The 16939-nt window shown below is 68.7% G+C and carries 15 protein-coding genes and 1 pseudogene; 15 read left to right on the top strand and 1 reads right to left on the bottom strand.

Annotation, left to right across the window (positions count from 1 at the left end):
• Positions 1 to 22: 22 nt before the first annotated feature.
• Positions 23 to 1023: pseudogene (locus BIV24_RS31960) on the bottom strand (IS5 family transposase).
• A gap of 99 nt (positions 1024 to 1122) precedes the next feature.
• Here BIV24_RS31960 and BIV24_RS15830 point away from each other — a divergent pair.
• From BIV24_RS15830 to BIV24_RS31955, 15 genes are all read left to right on the top strand, one after another.
• Positions 1123 to 1632 (top strand): formylglycine-generating enzyme family protein, encoded by a 510-nt coding sequence (locus BIV24_RS15830; protein WP_218149315.1) that lies wholly within the window; start codon positions 1123 to 1125, stop codon positions 1630 to 1632.
• Positions 1629 to 2084, top strand: coding sequence for a DUF6884 domain-containing protein (locus BIV24_RS15825; RefSeq protein ID WP_071366932.1), 456 nt, complete (start codon positions 1629 to 1631; stop codon positions 2082 to 2084). The genes BIV24_RS15830 and BIV24_RS15825 overlap by 4 nt, the downstream gene beginning before the upstream one ends.
• On the top strand, positions 2081 to 3115 hold the full coding sequence (locus BIV24_RS15820; protein WP_218149314.1) for a glycosyltransferase family 2 protein: 1035 nt from the start codon (positions 2081 to 2083) through the stop codon (positions 3113 to 3115). The genes BIV24_RS15825 and BIV24_RS15820 overlap by 4 nt, the downstream gene beginning before the upstream one ends.
• The gene (locus BIV24_RS15815; RefSeq protein ID WP_071366931.1) at positions 3112 to 4062 is read left to right on the top strand and encodes a radical SAM protein; all 951 of its coding nucleotides are present in this window, start codon (positions 3112 to 3114) and stop codon (positions 4060 to 4062) included. The genes BIV24_RS15820 and BIV24_RS15815 overlap by 4 nt, the downstream gene beginning before the upstream one ends.
• Positions 4059 to 4616, top strand: coding sequence for a phosphoribosyltransferase (locus BIV24_RS15810; RefSeq protein ID WP_071366930.1), 558 nt, complete (start codon positions 4059 to 4061; stop codon positions 4614 to 4616). The genes BIV24_RS15815 and BIV24_RS15810 overlap by 4 nt, the downstream gene beginning before the upstream one ends.
• A complete protein-coding gene (locus BIV24_RS15805) occupies positions 4613 to 5752 on the top strand; it encodes a glycosyltransferase family 4 protein (RefSeq protein WP_218149313.1) in 1140 nt (379 codons plus the stop codon). The genes BIV24_RS15810 and BIV24_RS15805 overlap by 4 nt, the downstream gene beginning before the upstream one ends.
• Positions 5752 to 6624 (top strand): 5'-3' exonuclease, encoded by an 873-nt coding sequence (locus BIV24_RS15800; RefSeq protein ID WP_177198731.1) that lies wholly within the window; start codon positions 5752 to 5754, stop codon positions 6622 to 6624. The genes BIV24_RS15805 and BIV24_RS15800 overlap by 1 nt, the downstream gene beginning before the upstream one ends.
• A 26-nt stretch (positions 6625 to 6650) precedes the next feature.
• Complete coding sequence (locus tag BIV24_RS15795) at positions 6651 to 7232, top strand: PIG-L deacetylase family protein (RefSeq protein ID WP_218149312.1); 582 nt, start codon at positions 6651 to 6653, stop codon at positions 7230 to 7232.
• 46 nt (positions 7233 to 7278) lie between these two features.
• A complete protein-coding gene (locus BIV24_RS15790; protein ID WP_245766828.1) occupies positions 7279 to 7998 on the top strand; it encodes an HAD family hydrolase in 720 nt (239 codons plus the stop codon).
• Between the two features lie 159 nt (positions 7999 to 8157).
• Positions 8158 to 9162 carry a DNA glycosylase family protein gene (locus tag BIV24_RS15785; protein WP_071366927.1) on the top strand — a complete coding sequence of 335 codons (1005 nt, stop codon included), beginning with the start codon at positions 8158 to 8160 and terminating at the stop codon, positions 9160 to 9162.
• A gap of 396 nt (positions 9163 to 9558) precedes the next feature.
• Positions 9559 to 10665 carry a phosphotransferase enzyme family protein gene (locus tag BIV24_RS15780; protein ID WP_079168285.1) on the top strand — a complete coding sequence of 369 codons (1107 nt, stop codon included), beginning with the start codon at positions 9559 to 9561 and terminating at the stop codon, positions 10663 to 10665.
• A gap of 277 nt (positions 10666 to 10942) precedes the next feature.
• Entirely contained in the window at positions 10943 to 12883 is a 1941-nt protein-coding gene (locus BIV24_RS15775; protein ID WP_071366926.1) for an ATP-binding cassette domain-containing protein, read from the top strand.
• Between the two features lie 94 nt (positions 12884 to 12977).
• Positions 12978 to 14000, top strand: coding sequence for an NUDIX hydrolase (locus BIV24_RS15770; protein WP_245766827.1), 1023 nt, complete (start codon positions 12978 to 12980; stop codon positions 13998 to 14000).
• A 143-nt stretch (positions 14001 to 14143) separates the two neighbouring features.
• Positions 14144 to 15637 carry an NUDIX domain-containing protein gene (locus tag BIV24_RS15765; RefSeq protein ID WP_071366925.1) on the top strand — a complete coding sequence of 498 codons (1494 nt, stop codon included), beginning with the start codon at positions 14144 to 14146 and terminating at the stop codon, positions 15635 to 15637.
• Entirely contained in the window at positions 15634 to 16902 is a 1269-nt protein-coding gene (locus BIV24_RS31955; RefSeq protein WP_177198730.1) for a M15 family metallopeptidase, read from the top strand. Before BIV24_RS15765 ends, BIV24_RS31955 begins: the two co-directional genes overlap by 4 nt.
• Positions 16903 to 16939: the final 37 nt, after the last annotated feature.

Below are 16939 nucleotides of genomic sequence, written 5' to 3'. Positions count from 1 at the left end.
TAGGGCGCGTATTGAGTTGTGATCAAGAGTTGGCTCGCGTGAGGTCCTTGATCCAGATCATTGAGGCACGCAAGTGGAGGCCGGCGAGGTAGCTCTCCGGTGTCTTGTCGTACCGGGTGGCGATGCCTCGCCAGGCCTTCAGCTTGTTGATCAGCCGTTCGACGGTGTTCCGTTCCTTGTAGAGGTCGGCGTCGTGGCTGACGGGCCTACCGCCCTTGCTCCCCTTCTTAGCCCGGTTGGCCGCCTGGTCCAGCTTCTCGGGGATGACTGCCTTGATGCCGCGTTTCCGCAGGTGGGCGCGATTGCCGCGGGACGAATAGGCCTTGTCCCCGGCAACTGCGTCAGGGCGGGTCCGAGGACGACCGACAGGTCCCCGAACTCGTATTTTCCTGAGCACGGGGATGAACTGCGGGCTGTCCGCAGCCTGTCCCGCGGTCAGGACGAAGGCCAACGGCCGGCACCTGCGGTCGGCGGCGAGGTGGACCTTGCTGGTCAGCCCACCTCTCGAGCGTCCGAGCAGGGCGGCTTTCAGCCGGAGCTTGCGGCGGCGCCGGATGCGTCGCCGCTCATCTCGGGCTGGGTCGTCTCCTGTGTCCTGCCCGACTTGTCCCTCCGGACTGCCCCCTTTTGCCGGGCCTTCTCCTCCTCTGCGGCCTTCTCCAGGGCGGCGAGTGTGTCGGCATCAATGCGGAGCCCGGCAGCGTCGTGGTGAGCCCTGGCAGTGGTGGAGTCCACGCTCACCAGGGACAAGTCCACCTCACCACGCTTCGCGGCTTCCGCGATCAGACCTTCCAAGAGGGCCTCGAAGACGCCCGCGTCCCTCCACTGACGAAAGCGATTGTGCACGGTCGACCAGGCCCCGAACTCCTGCGGCATCTCCCGCCACTGCCCCGCCGTCTTGAATCGCCAAATCACACCCTCGAACTGCTGCCGCAGCCGCCCCGGGTACGGGCCGTACTCACCGATCGGCAGGTACGGCTCGATGAACTCCCACTCCGCATCAGTCAGTTGTATTCGCGTCACACAAACCGATCTACCGGATCAGGCGCCGCCACGAAGCCGAGACCCACAGATTGATCACAACTGGATACGCGCCCTAGCTGGATCCGGGTCGAAGGCGGCGTGTGCCGCTTCGGTGACAAGAAGCGGTCGATCAGGGTGCGCACGCTGGAGTGGACCCGGACCGTGCTCGCCCCGGCACAACTCGGCTACGGCAGTGTCCAGAAGCCGCTGACGGGTTTGGCTCATTGCGATGCCGCTCGGATCGCGCAGGAGCTGGGCGGGCGCCTGCCCCGCTCGCTGGAGTGGGAGTGGGCGGCGTCCGGTCCCGAGTGCCGTCTCTACCCCTGGGGCGACGAGGAGCCCACGGCCCGGCGCGCCAACCTGCGGGGCGGTCCGGGCCGCACCACGCCCGTGGACGCATACCCGGACGGCGCGACCCCTGAGGGCCTGCTCGACATGGCCGGCAACGTATGGGAGTGGACCAGCAGTGCCACCCTCGGCGACGGCTTCGTGCTGCGGGGTGCCTCCCACGACTCTCCGGCCTTGTACGCCAGGTCGACCTTTCTCAATGCGGCACCGACAGAACTCAAGTCGGCGGGTATCGGCTTCCGGGTGGTGCGCGAACCATGACCACACCGCTGCCCGGCACTTTGATGCTCGCGGGCTGCTCACGCAGAAAGATGCCCACCAGCATCCCCATCTCCGCCCTGGAGCTGTACATCGGTGGCATCGCCCCAAACTTGCGGGCGCGCGTCGGGCACCTCCCCGACCTACGCAAGCGCGTCCTCTTCCTGTCTGCCCGGCACGGCCTGGTCGACGCCGACACGCCGCTGCTGCCCTACGACCAAACGCTCACCGCCGAGCAGGCCGACACCTTGCGCCCGCAGGTATACCGACACCTGCGCCAACACATCGACGAACTCGGTGTTCCCGTGCGGCTCCTGGTCGTGGCCGAACCGCTCTATCTGGTCCTGCTCGCCGACGTGCTCGCCGACGACGACCGCCCGCTCGTGCACTGGATCCCTGATCCCCACGGCTGGCCCCAGGCCGCCGCCGTACTCGACGAATGGAACTGGCCGTGACTCTCACGCTGGCCGAGGCCCTCGCCGCCCGTCCAAACGACCACCGCTCCCTTCGCGCCGATTTCGAAAAGGCGTCTGGTCTCTCCTGGCACGCTCCGACCCCCGCCGCCCTGGCGGCTGGCCATGCCCTGTCGGTGGTGGTGCCCGCTCGCAACACCGCGCACTCGATGCGGCCCGTCCTCGACGCCCTCGCCACGCAGAACACCCACGGATCCGTCGAGATCATCGTGGTGGACGACGCCTCCACCGACTCGACCGCGGACATAGCCGAGGCCCACCCCGCCGTCGACATGCTCATCCGCCTGCGCGATCCAGGCGGCGCAGCAACCGCACGGAACGTCGGCACCGCGCTCGCAAGCGCTGGCACCATCGTCTACCTGGATGCCGACATGGTCATCGGCCCCCACGTCCTCGCGGACATGGCGGCCCGCTCCCGCCCGGATACGGTGCTGTTGGGCTTCCGGCACAACGTCCGCTACACACCCGGCCTTGATGGCAGCGCCCAGATTCCCACGCGTAGCCCCGACCTGGCCGCCGACCACCGGGTGACCTGGCGCAGCAACGGCGGCAAGCAGCTGTACACCGGTGTCGTGCTGGACGGACCGACCACTGGTCGGCCGCTGGATGAGACCGACGACTTCCAGAAGCTCGGCCACGGGGTCACCTATCTGGACTGGGACCTTCCGCGCACGGTGGTCACCGCGCTGCTGGCCGTACCGCGCGAGAAGGTCGTCAACGTTGGCGGCTTCGATCCGACCTTCGGCCGGATCGGCTGGGGCATGGAGGACACCCATCTCGGTGCTGCCCTGATTGCCTCCGGCTGCCTGGTCGTCCCGCTGCGGCAGTGCGTCGGCTTCCACCTTGATCCGCCGGATGCCGACGCCCAGTGGGAGACCAAGCTCGCCGGCTGGCCGAACACGCTGGCCTACTACCGGATGCTGCTCGATGGGCCGGTCCCGTCGGGCCGCGCCGGCGCCTTCCACGCCCACACCGAGCAGCTCCTGGCCGACGCCGAGGTGATCACCCGATGACGCTACGAATCTTCTCGTCCGCCACGCTTGGCGACACGCGCCTGGTGTACGACCCCGCCACCGAGCTCACCCACGTACCCGGCCGTCAGCTGTCCACCGGACGACTGCTATTGGACGACAGGGAGGTAGCCACGTGGCCCACGGTCGCTCAACGCCAGGTCGCTACCCGCCTGCCGTTCAACATCTGCTGGTCCCCGCTCGTTCGCTGCAACCTTGCCTGTCCTCAGTGCCTCGACGACAAGACCCTCAAGGATGTGGATGCGGCAGCGCGTCAGCGCATCGCCCGCATCCTCGCCGAGTGCGGGACTCTCGGCAACGACATCTCCGGCGGGGAACCACTTCTCCTACGCGATCTTCCGCAGCTGCTACAGATCCTCCGCAGCGGCGCAGCCGCGGTCAGCTGCACGACCAACGGCTGGCACCTCGAGCGGCGGGCGAGCGAACTCGCCCAGGTCCTGGACGCGGTCAGGGTCAGCTTCGACGGACCCGACGCCGCCTCCCACGACCGCTGGCGAGGCGCGGGCAGCTTCGACCGAGCCGTGGCCGGTGTCCGAGCCGCCGTCGCCCAGGGCCTGCCGGTTCAGCTGCACGCCGTCTTGATGCAGTCCACCGCCCACCGGGCCCAGTCCGTCGTCGACCTGGCTGCCGAACTCGGAGCGGTCGGGGTGACCTTCCTGCAGATGCTGCCGATCGGGGACGGCGTACATCTCGCTGCGGCCGAGATGATCAGCGACACCGACGCGCAGGGCCACGTCGCCTCGGCCCAGCCCCCAGAGGGCCTACGGGTACGGCTGCGGACCCGTGAACTCGCCGACGGGTTCACCGTGGTGCGTGCCGACGGGCAGGTGTACCGCAACGTGCACGGCGCAACCGGCATCCAGCCCACACGTCCCCTGCTGACCGCTGCTGACCTGCACCTGCCGCTTCCGCAGGAGGCCCGGGCATGAACCAGACCCCGGCCCCCGCAGCCCAACGGGTCTTCCGCCGTCGCAGCCCGTACCTTCTCACCGAGTCGACGTACGGGACCGCCATCGAGCTTCTCGCCTCCGCCGTCATCACCGCAGGGCCGATCGCCATGGTGATCGGCATCGCGGGCGGCGGGAGTGCACCAGCAGAGCAGCTCGCCGCCCGGCTCGGTGTACCCGTCAGCCACGTCTCCGCCCGACACAACAGCTCCGATGCCCTGTACGTCCAGGCCACGGGCACAGTGACAGTGACCGCCTCGGACGGCTTCCCCGATGCCTTGGACGGCCGTGTCGTCCTAGTCGATGACATCTGCGGCACGGGCGCCACATTCACCGCAGTCACCGACGCCCTTGCCGACAGGCTCGCCCCAGACGCTCACGTAAGCACCGTGGCCCTGTGCCGCAACGTCGGCAGCCCCACTCGCCCCAACTGGTGGGCCTGGGACGTCGACGACTGGGTCGTCTTCCCCTGGGAGCCGCACCCCGACACCACCCTCCGCCCGCTTCCTTCGCCCGAGAGGATCCTCACGCCGTGACCGATGCCTCCACCACCACCCGCGGCATCGTCTTCGTCCTCGCTTCCTGGCAGATGGACGCCCCGGCCGGCATCGAGCGGGCCACCGCTGCCCTCGCCGCCGGACTCGCCGCGGCCGGACACCGGGTAACCATCGCCACCGCAGCCCCGCAGCGGCCAGGCCCCCGACTCGATGGCGTGGCCGTCGAACCCCTCGACCTTCCCGTCGCATTTCCGTGCGACGACCAAGTCCTGCGCGACGCGATCGAGGAGGCCGAGGACAAGCTCCAGGCCCAGCTGCGCGAGATCGTCGCTCGTCACCGCGCCGATACCGTCGTCTTCACCGACACACTGTGGGGACTGGGACGCCTGGCCGGCGGCATGCCCGACGGCGTCCGCCGGGTGCTGGCCGTGCACGTCCTGCCCAACCCGCAGGATGCGCCCGCCGCGCTGGCCGGGACGGATACGGTGATCATTCCGTCGCCGGTGGTCCGGGCCGAGGCCCAAGCAGCGGGCTGGTCACCAGATGGCTGGCGCGTGGTACCCAACGCGCTCTTGCACCCTCCGTCTGCCCCACCGGACGAGGAACAAATCCAGCAGCGCCAGTTCGCTCCCATCCGGGTACTCGCCCGGCTCGGCCGTGAGAAGGGACTCGTTCCGCTACTGACGGCCGCGAGCGCCTGGACTCGCCGCCTGGAGGTGACAGTCGCCCACGCCGGATTCGAGGCAGCCGCCGGTTCCCAGTCGGACCTCCTCGACCAGTGCCGAGCACTCGCCTCCGCGGCACCGAACATCACTCTGCTCGAGCAGCAGCTGACCTGGCGCGAGGTGCCCAGCTGGCTCGGCGCGGCCTCCGCAGTGATCGTTCCGTCCCTGCGGGAGACGTTCGGTCTGGTGGCCCTGGAGGCCATGAGCGCCGCCGTGCCCGTCGTCAGCTACCCGGTCGGCAACTTGCCCGCGCTCAGGGAGGGCTACCCCGACACCGTGCGGCTGTTGACCGGCGACCCCCGCCGGGGGCCCGGCACTCTGCTCCACGCAGTCGATGGCATCCTCGCGAATCCGGTAGCCTACGGTCGAGCTTCACAGGCCATGTACCACCTGGCTCAGGACTACAGGCCCGACCGAATCGCTGATCTCTTTTTGAAGGCGGTGTCGTGATGGGTGCTGTAGCCCCGTCCTCTTCCTCGACAGCCCCGCTGTTCCTCGTTGACGGCTTCAACGTGCTGTGGCGCGGCCACTTCGGCTTCCCCGCCCCGATCTTCTCGCGGGACAAGCAGCGGAACCTGACCGGGCTTTTCGCCTTTTTCGCCCTCCTGCGAGTGACACTCCGCGACGACCTGGACACCGATCCCGCCGAGGTCTGTGTGGTCCTCGACGGCGAGCACGGCAGCACCGAACGCAAGGGCGCCGACGCCGGCTACAAGGCCAACCGGGAGAACACCCCTGCCGCCCTGGAGCCTCTGCAGTTTCTTGCGCCGATGAAGAAGGCCCTCGACGCGTACGGGATCGCCTGGGTGGAGATCAGTGACGCCGAGGCCGACGACGTCGTGGGCACCCTGGTGCACCGCTACGCCGACCGGACGATCCGCATCATGAGCGCCGACCAGGACTACTACCAACTTCTGGCTGGCGAGCGGGTCCGTATCATCAACCGTTCCCGCAAGGCATCCAAATGGATCATCACTGACACCGAGGTCTACGAGCGCTACGGCGTCACCCCTGCCCAGTGGCCCGACTACCGCGCCCTGACCGGCGACAAGTCAGACAACCTGCCCGGCGTCAAGGGCATCGGTGCCAAGACCGCCGCCGACCTGCTGGCCGGCGGTCTCATGCTCGACGGCCTCCGCTCCAGCGGCCGTCTGACCGGGGCCAAGGGCGCCGCGATCGAGGCGGCGTGGACGGACGTGCTGCGCTGGCGCGACCTGAGCCGGATGCGACTCGACGTCCCCGTCGCGTGGCAGGCCACCGGCCAGGCGAGCCCAACCCTCCCCAAGCCCGCAGACGTCGTCGAGAAGCTGGGGTTGTGGTAACCATGCCCGGATCGGTCTTAGCCGTCATGGCCCACCCCGACGACCTCGAACTGTGGGCCGGCGGCACCCTTGCCCTTCACGCCCAGCACGCATCGGTCGTCGGCGCCGTCCAATCCCACGACCCCACACGCAATGCGGAGGCGCAAGCCAGCGCCAAGATCCTCGGCATCGACATCGCACTCCACTCGCGCCTGGACGCAGCCACGGTCGGGACTCTGATCCGCCGGCACCGGCCGGACGTGCTCATCACCCACCCCACGGACGATGTCCATCCCGACCACCGCGCGACCGCCCAAGCCGTCCTGGCCGGATTGCCCGCGGCACACATCGCGACTGGCGCTCCCCGCAAGCTCTACACCTGCGACACCTACAACTCCCTCACTCTGAACGGGCCCGTTACCGCCTCGGTGATCATCGACATATCCGCAACGTACGAGCGCAAGATGCGGGCGCTCGCTGAACACCACTCCCAGCCGATCAGCGAGCACTTCGGCCCCATGGCCGAAAACCTGAGCGCCTTGTGGGGCGCGCGCATCGGTACGGCCCGCGCGGAGGCGTTCCGTCCTCTCCCAATCCTGGGACGCCTGCCGGCCGCCGCACACCTCTGAACCGCTCGCCTCCTCCTTCTGACGCGTAGCGAAAGGATGGACAGCCGTGCACCGAGATGGTCAATCCACACTTACCTGCCAGCTCAAGGCCGTCATATTCGACTTCGGTGGAGTCCTCACCACCAGCATGGACGACTGCGCCCGCACCTTCTCTCTGGAATGCGGACTACCCGAGAGCGCCTACCTGCACGCCATCAGCGTCCATCCCACCGGCCGTCGCCTGTACGCAGATCTTGAGCGCGGCGACATCACCCAGGAAGCCTGGAACGAAGGCATCGCCTCTCTGCTGGGCATCGACGGCACGGACCTCATGCGCCGGGCGCTCGCCACGCTCCGGCCTGAACCGGTCGTCGTCAACGCCGCCAGCGCGATCCGGGCAGCCGGACTCAAGACCGCGGTGCTGTCCAACAGCATGGGCATGCACCCCTTCAACCCGTACGAGCCGTGGCGCCTCAGCGAAGCGCACGACGTGGTTGTGCTGTCCGAAGAAGTCCGTATGCGTAAGCCGGATACAGAGATCTATCAGCTCGTTCTGGAACGTCTTGGTTGCCAAGGTGAGGACTGCGTCTTCGTGGACGACATCGCCGCCAATCTCGAACCCGCACGTGCCCTGGGGATCACCACCATCCTGGCTACGGAGCCCCACCGAACCGTCGCACGTCTTCAGGAGCTGATCGGCTTCGGCAGCACCGCACCCGCCGCAGGGACACCGTGCGGCTTCCGCCACGACCGTGGCCCACGCTGCCCGCAACCCCCGGAGGAGTAAGCGGGCCTGACCGAACGTTCGTCACCGAACCGGAAGAGCTGAGTGCGGCGATAGCCGGCCAGCTGCGCCGCACCCTGGCCGTCTACAACACCGCCGCGCCCCCGGGCCCGGCGCCTCCAGCCGGGCGTCCCGATGACGACTCCCGCCTGAGATCCACCCATGGCCGCCACCCAGGAGCATGACGTGATCCCTCGCCGTCTTGAGCACGCCGACACCCTCGAACTTCCCGTCACCGGAGGTGGGCCCTTCGACTTCCTCCACACCGTCTGGAAGCCGTCCCATTACGCCACCGGACTCGAGGCGCACACCGCGACCCGCTCCTGGCGAATCTTCCGGGTAGGCGATCTCGTCACCGGGGTGCGCCTGCACGCCGAAGACCGGCTTGTCATCGCCGAGGTGTACACCGACGGCGACTACAAACCCAGCCACCGCGAGCACCTGGCACGCCGGCTGACCGCCTCCTACGGACTGGACGAAGACCTCAGCCAGTTCACGGAACTCGCCGCCGCCGTACCGCAGATGCGCGAGCCGTTCCAGGCCTTGTCCGGGATGCGGCAGAGCTGCCCCGAAGACCATTTCGAGATCGCCGTGGTCGCCCTGCTCCTGCAGAACGTCACCATTGCCCGCACCACGCAGATGACCCGCAACCTCCTCACCCACCACGGGTGGCTCGTCCGCTTCGACGGCGTCACGCTCAGGGCCTGGTTCACGCCCGCGGAACTGGCCCACGTCTCCACCGAAACCCTCAAGGAACAGGATCGCCTCGGCTACCGCGCCAAGACCCTTCCCTACTTCGCCGACTTCTCCCACGATCACCCCGCCGAGGAACTCCAGGCAGCCGACGACCTGGAGCAGACCTTCCAGCAGATCAAGGGCGTCGGCCCGTACACCGCCGCAATCATGGCCTCGCACGCGTCCCGGGACCCCGCCACCTTCGGCCTGGACGTGTGGAACCGCAAGATCCTCGCCCGGCGGCTCCTGGACGCCGACGACGCCGCGCCCGAGACCGTCACCCGCTGCCTGAACGAACTCTTCCCCGGCCACGCCGGAACCGTCGGCCTGTACGTCGTCGAGCACGCGTACCTCAATACTCCTGTGGCACCGCTGCTCGACCCGGACGGCATTGACGCCTGGAACGAGGCCTTGGAGCGCCCCGCGACCTGACTGGGCCCGTTCCGTGAAAGGCAGCGCGCCCGGCGCCCTGCCTACCCCGACCATCCGTTCGCGACCGCAAGACAAGTCCACGAACGGGTGACGCGATGCGTTCGAGTGTCTCCACTCGCCTACGAAGCGGCCCTGGAGCGCCGCACACCCCCCAATGGAACGTTTGTTCATGATCTGCCCCGGAGCTGCCCGTGACGGGTCCATCCGGGGGCCGTTGTTAGAGCACCAGTGCCCCTCATGCGCCCATCTGGAGGACCCCGTGAATCCTGTGCCCGCCCTCGTGAATCCTCCCGTCGCATTCGAACGTCTCCAGCTGGCCGTCTCGCGCGTGGCACGGTCCCGACGTCGAGTTGACGCCCTTCGCAGCGCAAGCCGACCGGATACGGGGTGGGGGGCATGAGCGCCGACAGTGATACATCCGGCATCCGCCGGCCCGCGGTGCAGGCTCCGCGCGGTGCGGAACTTTCGCTGCCGCCCGCCGCCCTGTCGGACGTCGTGGCGAGAATCCTGCCGCTGTTCTACCGGATCATCCCCACTGTGGTCGACGAAGGCCCATCGGGTACCGCGACCCGCAACTACGTCGCCCGAGACAGCGACGGCGGCCGATGGTTCGTGAAGGCCTACCCGGCGAGTGCCGATCTGGACGCGGAGCGCCAGGCGCTGGAGCTCGGCCAGTTCGCACGACTCGGCGGAATCCCGGTGCCGCCTGTCCGGCCAACCCTCGATGGCGATCTCATCGCGGTCGATGGCGAGTTGACGGTGTCGGTCGCGGCGTACGTCGAGAATGCGGAGACAGCGGAAGGCGTCCTGTTCGGCGGCCGGTGGGCCGCGGTGGGCGAGACGGTCGGCCGCCTGCACCGGACCCTGGCCCGTCACCCGTCCGGCCCGCCGCGCCGCGTCCCCGCCCGGGAGGTCTGCGATGTGAAACGAGCCCGGCAGCGCCTCGAACGACTGCTCGCCAGCTACACCAAGAGACCCCCCACCTCGAAGTTTGCCGACTGGGCACGGGAGAGGGCCGCGCAGCGGCTCGATGCGCTGCCCACCGTGGCCGCCATGCTCGAAGGGCTGCCGGCGTCTTTGACGGTGCAGACCGTCCATGGCGACCTCGCCTCCCCCAACGTGCTCTTGCGAGGAGAGCACGTGGCGGCCTTGATCGACTTCCGGCCTCCGATCCATCGCAGCCCCGTGTGGGAGCTCGGGCGGATCGTCCTCGACCCGCGCACGGTCCTGGCACAACCGGACTGGCCCACCGGTCTGGCCAGTGCGATCGCCGCCTACCAGGCAGCCAATCCGGCGCTGCCGACCGAAGAACTTCTTGCCGTGCCCCGGGTCGCGGCCGGCTACTTGGCGTGTTCCGTGTATCCCCTGTCCGAGCCCCTCGACGCCCCGGAGGCCGTCACCTCAGAACTCGAGGCGTACGGCCGGAACCGGCAGGCGGCCATGGTCGAGCTGCGCAAGCGCCTGACGGAAGCCGAGGAGGTGCTCCATGACCTCCTGCACTGACCCCTCCTCACCCGGCGCCCGGCCCTCGCTCTGGCCACACCGCAACTTCCGCCGCTACCTGACCGGGCAGGCAGCCAGCGTGACCGGCAGCTATGTCGGCGTTTTGGCCATTGTGAGCATCCAGCCGCCCCATGCCGGACCAGCGATCCTGCCCCGCAACACTTCCTCACGCATGCGATTGCGAGCTCCCAAGCACGACCGAATGACGTGTGTTCGAAATCAATGCTGGGTCGTTGGTCCTCACGACTCCGCCGCAGCGACCGTCCCAGGGGGAACGATGACCTCGGCTATCACACAAGAGCAGCCGCCTCAGCCACCGAACGGCACCCCGCAAAACGACAGACCGGAAGAGGCCAGTGTTCGAGAAGAGGAATTCCTCTACCGAGACGAGTCTCGGCTCCAAGCAGGATCGCTCCTGACGACCCGCACAATGGCGCGGCGGCTGCCCGCGCTCGTACTGCGTTCCTTGAAGATGGCCTGGCGGGTAGACCGCGGCGCGACGGTCGGGCTGCTGGTGTGCCAGATCGGAACCGGCGTGCTCGCCGCCCTTGGCCTCCTGGCTGTCACGGGAACGATCACCGCGCTGATCTCCGCGGGCGCCATCACCGAGCGGCTGTGGGATGCCGCTCCGCAGTTGGCTGTCATCGCCGCGGCAGCCGGACTGCGTGCGCTGCTGGGCATTGCCGTGGTCTGGCTGACCGGGCGTCTGCGCCCGGTTCTCGCACGGGCGGCGGAGCTGACGATGGTCGAGGCTGCGCTCAGCGCGGAACTGGCCGCCAACAACAAACCCGGCTACAACGACGCCTACGACATCGCTGACCGCGGTGCCCAAGTTACCCCCGACCTGGTGGAAGAGGCCCAGAATGTGCTCGCGGCGACCGCAACGCTGGCGGCCGGCGCGGCTGCCCTGACGGTCCTGCACCCACTGCTTCTGCCTCTGCTCTTCCTGGCTTGCCTGCCGCAGGCTGCCGCCTACGTCCGGTCCGCGCGCGTGATCTACCTCGCCGGCCTGGAGACCTCCGGGCGGCGGCGGATGCTGGGCAAACTGCGCTGGCACATGGCCTACATGGAGTCCAGCGAGGAGATGCGCGCCTGCCTGGCCGGCCCGTTCCTGATCGGCCGGTACCGAAAGCTGGCCGCCTCGGTCAATGCGGCCGAGCGCAAGGCCGCGAACACAGGCGCCTGGATGGGACTGGCCGGTGCTGCCGCCGGCGGGATCGCCTCGACCGCGGTGTGGGCGGCACTGCTGTGGCTCCTCGCCTCCGGCCGCATGAGCCTGGCTGCCGGAGGCGGCGCTGTCTTCGCTCTCCAGACGGCCACCAGCTCGGTGCGCGGAATCATCAGCGGCGGGGCCCGCCTGGTGCGCACCGGCTGGTACGTGCAGGACTGGCAGAACTTCCTCGACAACGCCCACGGTCAGGCCATGGTCGACTCCCGCGGGACCGCGACCCTGCCCGCTGTCCCGGAGCGCTTCGAGGTCCGCGAGGTCACCTACCGCTACGACGGTGCTCCGAAGGACAGCCTGAGCGGAGTCTCTCTCCACGTGCGGCGGGGCGAGATCGTGGCCCTGGTCGGGGAGAACGGCTCCGGCAAAACGACCCTTTCCCGCCTGCTGTGCGGGCTGTTGCTGCCCACCGAAGGCGAAGTGGTCTGGGACCACGCCTCCACGGCGGACTTGGATCCCTGGGGGGCGTGGGAGCAAGTCGCTTTGGTCCCGCAGAAGTTCACCTACCTGCCGTTGACGATGCGCGACAACATCACCTTCGGGCAGGGCGACACCAGTGACGCGGCGCTGCTCGCCGCGTGCGAGGCATCCGGCGCAGCAGAGATGCTGCCCAACCTGCGCTCCGGCCTGAACACCCTCCTGACCAGCGAGTGGTTCGGCGGGCAGCAGCTCTCCGGCGGTCAGTGGCAGCGGCTGGTGCTCACTCGCGCCTTCCACCGGCAGGCGGCTCTGCTGGTGATGGATGAACCCACGGCAGCCCTCGACGCACGGGCGGAGCACCGGATCTTCTCCGGCCTGCGCGAACTGGCAAAGGACCGTGCCGTCCTGCTGATCACGCACCGGCTCACCAATGTGGCCGTCGCCGACCGGATCGTTGTCCTGGACGAGGGCCGGATCGTGCAGGAGGGCACCTACGCCCAGCTCACCCAGGAGCCGGGGCTCTTCCAGTCCTTGTGGGAGTTGCAGCGACGCATGAGCGGCGAGATCGCCTGACGACCGGACCCTTTCCCGCACCGTGCCCCCTTCCAGCACACCGTTCTGAAAGGCAGAGTCTGTGACTTCTTCCGTTTCCCCTTCGGATCACGTTGTGCCGCAGGCTGCCACATCGGCAGCCCAGTACGCCGCCTCGCGTCACGCGGTGTGGCTCAGTGCGGCCGCGATCGTCACTGACCAGGTCGGTCGTGTTCTGCTGGTGCACCCCACCTACCGCGAGGACGACCGATGGCTGCTGCCTGGTGGCGCCGCCGAACCCGGCGAGCACCCGTTGGACGCCGGCCGACGCGAGATCGCCGAGGAACTGGGCCTGCAGGACCTGGCCTTGCCGCGCGTGCTCGCCGTCCACTCCCTTTCGCCGCACCACCCCGACATCAGGCCGGGCATGCCCTGCCCCGGAGAGATCCGCTACATCTTCGACGGCGGCACCCTCACCCCCGACCAGGTGCAGGCGATCCGTCTGCCCCGCGAGGAGCTGTCCGAGTTCGCCTTCTTCGAGACCCGGGACGCGGTGCAACGCCTGCTCCCCGTGGACGGACAGATCATGCTCGCCGCCTACCGTGCCCGCTTCGGCGGCACCGCCACCGCCCATCTTGCCGACGGCCGGCACATCCTCGACGTCCCAGCGCTGGATCGCCATGACGTCCACGTCCGCTACCGCCCCCGGTGGGACAGCCCTCTGCATCGGAAACCCGTCCCCGACCAGCTCCCCGTGCAGCAAGCCTGGGCGTGGTGCTTCGTCCCCGACGGCAGGGTCGTACTCGTCGCCGACCCCGGCCCCAGGGGCGCGCTGCCCATGCTGCCCGGCGGCACCGTGGAGAAGACCGACACGACCCCCGAGGACACCCTCCTCCGGGAAGCAGCCAAAGAAGCCCAACTCACCCTGCCCGACCCCGTGCGACTGGGCTGGGTGCTCGACGAGACCGGCGAGGTCTACGGCGGCGTGGGGCCCAACGCCCGCTTACGCCTCGCCGCCCGTGTCACCGCCATCGGACCGGCAACCATCGACCCCGCCACCGGCCACCGCCTCGCTCGCCTGCTCGCCACCCCCCATCCAGGCAGCCGCCCTCCTGGGATGGGGCCCGCCAGGCGCGCGGCAAGCCCAACTCGCCGCTGAAACAGCCCATGTCCGCTGGGGCCTGCCTATCGCACGCCCCACCGAAATCGAAGAAGTCCCCGCGGAGGGGATGCGTCTGAGCTGAGCCGAACAATCACCCCGGCCCCTTCCGCTTCGCTCCTCCGCCGCTTCGAGGTGAACCTATGCCGCTGTCGCAGGAACACATCCGCACCACCGTCGAGACCTATCTGGCCCACCATCCTCACGAGCGAACGCGACTCGGCGGCTTCCTGGAAGCGCTCGACCGGTCGACGGACATCACCAGTCGCTCCACCTTCTCCGGACACGTCACCTGCGGCGCCATCGTCGTCGACCAGCTCGGCCGCGTCCTGAACGTGCTGCACCGGGCGAGTGGGAAGGTACTTCCTCCAGGCGGACACGCCGAGCCCGAAGACGAGTCCCTGGCGGCGGTGGCCCTGCGGGAGCTGCACGAGGAGACCGGGATCCCACGCCAGGCAGTGGCGCCGTGGCCCGGATACGAGGCCGTGCCGCTCGACATCGACATCCACCACATCGACGCGCGCCCGGGCAAGGGCGAACCGGGCCACCAGCACTTCGACCTCCGCTTCCTCTTCCGCCTGCACTCAGCGACCCAGGTGCCGGTGGTGCTGCAGGAAGAGGAGGTCGACGGAGTCGAGTGGCGGCCAGTGGACAAGGTGACCTCTCCTTCTCTGCGCGAGAAGCTACTCAAACTCACGCCCGCCGTCGAACCGGGGGCCGCCAACGCCTCCGCTTTGATCTACAACGACCGCGGCGAGTACCTGCTCCACCTGCGCGACTACTTCCCCGGCCAGATCTGGGAGCCGGGCATGTGGTCACTGCTGGGCGGCGGCCGAGAGCTCCAGGACGCCACCCTGGAGCACACGGTGCGGCGCGAACTGAACGAAGAAGCCGGCCTGCACATCCCCGACCTGGCCCCGTTCGGCGTCGAGGAAGCAACCGACGCCACCGGTGCGACCCTACCGATCGCCATCTACACCGGCAGCTGGAACGGAGACCCACGCGAACTCCACCTGACGGAAGGGGTGATGTTGGCCTGGTTCGCCCCCGACGACCTCCACCGCCTGCGCATCGCGCCCTCCACCACCGGCCTCGTGCAGCGTCACGCCGCCAGCCACACAGCCGGCACGTCCGCTCCAGCCCCGCGGACCGAGACCGTCTTGAGGGGTGAGCGCCGACCGATCTCCCCGAGCGGCACGGTCCTCAACGTCATCGGAGTCCACCTCTACCTGGAGCGCCCCGATGGAACGGTGCTGCTCGGGCTGCGTCACCCCGACTCAGAGTTTGCGCCGTCCACCTGGCACGTCCTGGCCGGTCACTGCGAGCAGGAGAACGCCATCGCCTGCCTGATCAGGGAGGCCCGGGAGGAAGCCGGCCTGCACATCGAGCGCCAGGACGTCGAACTCGTCCACGTCGTCCACCACATCGACCAAGCCGGGGACCAGCCCCGCATGGGCCTGTTCTTCCGCGCCCACGCTTGGAGCGGCGAGCCGGAACTGCGCGAGCCGGACAAGTGCACCCAGTGGAAATTTTGGGACCCCGCCGCCCTCCCCGACGACCTCGTCCCCTACACCCGGGTGGCCATCGAAAAGATCCAGAACGGGGAGCTGTACAGCGAGACGGGCTGGCCCGCATGACCGGCACACCGAGCGGCGCACACCGTTGTCTGTCCACTGCAACTGCGGCCGGCCGTGAGGACACCCGCCTCGTCGTGATCCGAGGCAACTCGGCGTCAGGCAAGTCATGCGTGGCCCGGGGCCTGCGAGATCACTACGGCCGCGGTATCGCGATCGTGGCCCAGGACGTGATCCGCCGGAACGTGCTCAGGGAACACGACACCGCGCGCGGCGCCAACATCGCCCTGCTGGGCAGGATCGCACGCGAAGCACTGAACGCCGGCTTTCACGTCGTGCTCGAAGGGATCCTGTACGCCGATCGCTACAGCCACATGATCACGTCTCTGGTACGGGACCACCGCGGCGTCTCCTGCTGCTACTACCTGGACGTGCCGCTGGAAACGACGTTTGCCCGACACGCGTCGAAGGCGGATGCCGCGTACCTGGCGCAAGTCACCGACAATCACCTCGCCTCCTGGTACCGCGAGATGGATCTGCTGCCGGGCGGTCTGGAGACCGTGATCCCGGCCGACAGCACGCTGCAGGACACCGTCGCGCGGATCCTGCGCGAAACCGATCTGGCCTCTGCCTCCCCTGCCCCGCCCCCGCAGTGCAAGCCGTCACAGGGAGACTCGGTGAACCCTCTGGTGTTGATGTCCGATCCGCGGGTCGCCGCGATCCCGGTGCGCGAGTGCGGGGAGCCGCTCGTCGACGTGCGTGACCACGACTTCCGTGTCGATCCCCGTAAGCAAGATCCGCTGGGCGCCTTCGCCCACGTCCGCGAGGGCGTCCTGGCCCGGCTGGAGCACGTCCGCTCGCTCCTGCCCGCCGGCACCGACCTGCTGTTCATCGAGGGCTACCGCCCGCTGGCCGTACAGCAGCGCTACTTCACCGAGTACCGGGACGAGCTGGCCACTGCTCACCCCGGCTGGACCGCTGAGCAACTGCACCAGGCCGCCAGCCGGTACGTGTCGCCGCCGGAGATCGCGCCCCACTCCGCGGGCGCGGCCGTGGACGTAACCCTCGTCGACCAGGACGGCCACGAACTCGACCTCGGCACCCGCGTCAATGCCTCCCCCGAGGAGAGCGACGGTGCCTGCTTCACGCACGCCCCGAACCTCAGCGATCAGGCGCGTCACCACCGCACGCTTCTGCTCAACGCCATGGAGAACGCGGGCTTTACGAACTATGGAACCGAGTTCTGGCACTTCTCGGTAGCGGACCGGTACGACGCGCTGATGCGGCAGGAGCCGCACGCGCGCTACGGACCGATCGAACTGCCCTAACGCACCGGCAGCCTCGTCCGCTTCCTCGCCCCCACGC

Origin of the sequence: Streptomyces colonosanans (genome assembly GCF_001866645.1) — a bacterium.
In the GTDB taxonomy this organism is placed as follows: Bacteria; Actinomycetota; Actinomycetes; order Streptomycetales; family Streptomycetaceae; genus Streptomyces; species Streptomyces colonosanans.
This window is presented reverse-complemented; position numbering and strand designations above follow the sequence as displayed.

Bases quoted from the DNA above. Each gene is read 5' to 3' on its own strand.
- BIV24_RS15765 (WP_071366925.1), top strand. From the start codon at position 14,144: ATGCCGCTGTCGCAGGAACACATCCGCACCACCGTCGAGACCTATCTG.
- BIV24_RS15780 (WP_079168285.1), top strand. From the start codon at position 9,559: ATGAGCGCCGACAGTGATACATCCGGCATCCGCCGGCCCGCGGTGCAG.
- BIV24_RS15800 (WP_177198731.1), top strand. From the start codon at position 5,752: ATGGGTGCTGTAGCCCCGTCCTCTTCCTCGACAGCCCCGCTGTTCCTC.
- BIV24_RS15775 (WP_071366926.1), top strand. From the start codon at position 10,943: ATGACCTCGGCTATCACACAAGAGCAGCCGCCTCAGCCACCGAACGGC.
- BIV24_RS15795 (WP_218149312.1), top strand. From the start codon at position 6,651: ATGGCCCACCCCGACGACCTCGAACTGTGGGCCGGCGGCACCCTTGCC.
- BIV24_RS15810 (WP_071366930.1), top strand. From the start codon at position 4,059: ATGAACCAGACCCCGGCCCCCGCAGCCCAACGGGTCTTCCGCCGTCGC.
- BIV24_RS15785 (WP_071366927.1), top strand. From the start codon at position 8,158: ATGGCCGCCACCCAGGAGCATGACGTGATCCCTCGCCGTCTTGAGCAC.
- BIV24_RS31955 (WP_177198730.1), top strand. From the start codon at position 15,634: ATGACCGGCACACCGAGCGGCGCACACCGTTGTCTGTCCACTGCAACT.
- BIV24_RS15815 (WP_071366931.1), top strand. From the start codon at position 3,112: ATGACGCTACGAATCTTCTCGTCCGCCACGCTTGGCGACACGCGCCTG.
- BIV24_RS15825 (WP_071366932.1), top strand. From the start codon at position 1,629: ATGACCACACCGCTGCCCGGCACTTTGATGCTCGCGGGCTGCTCACGC.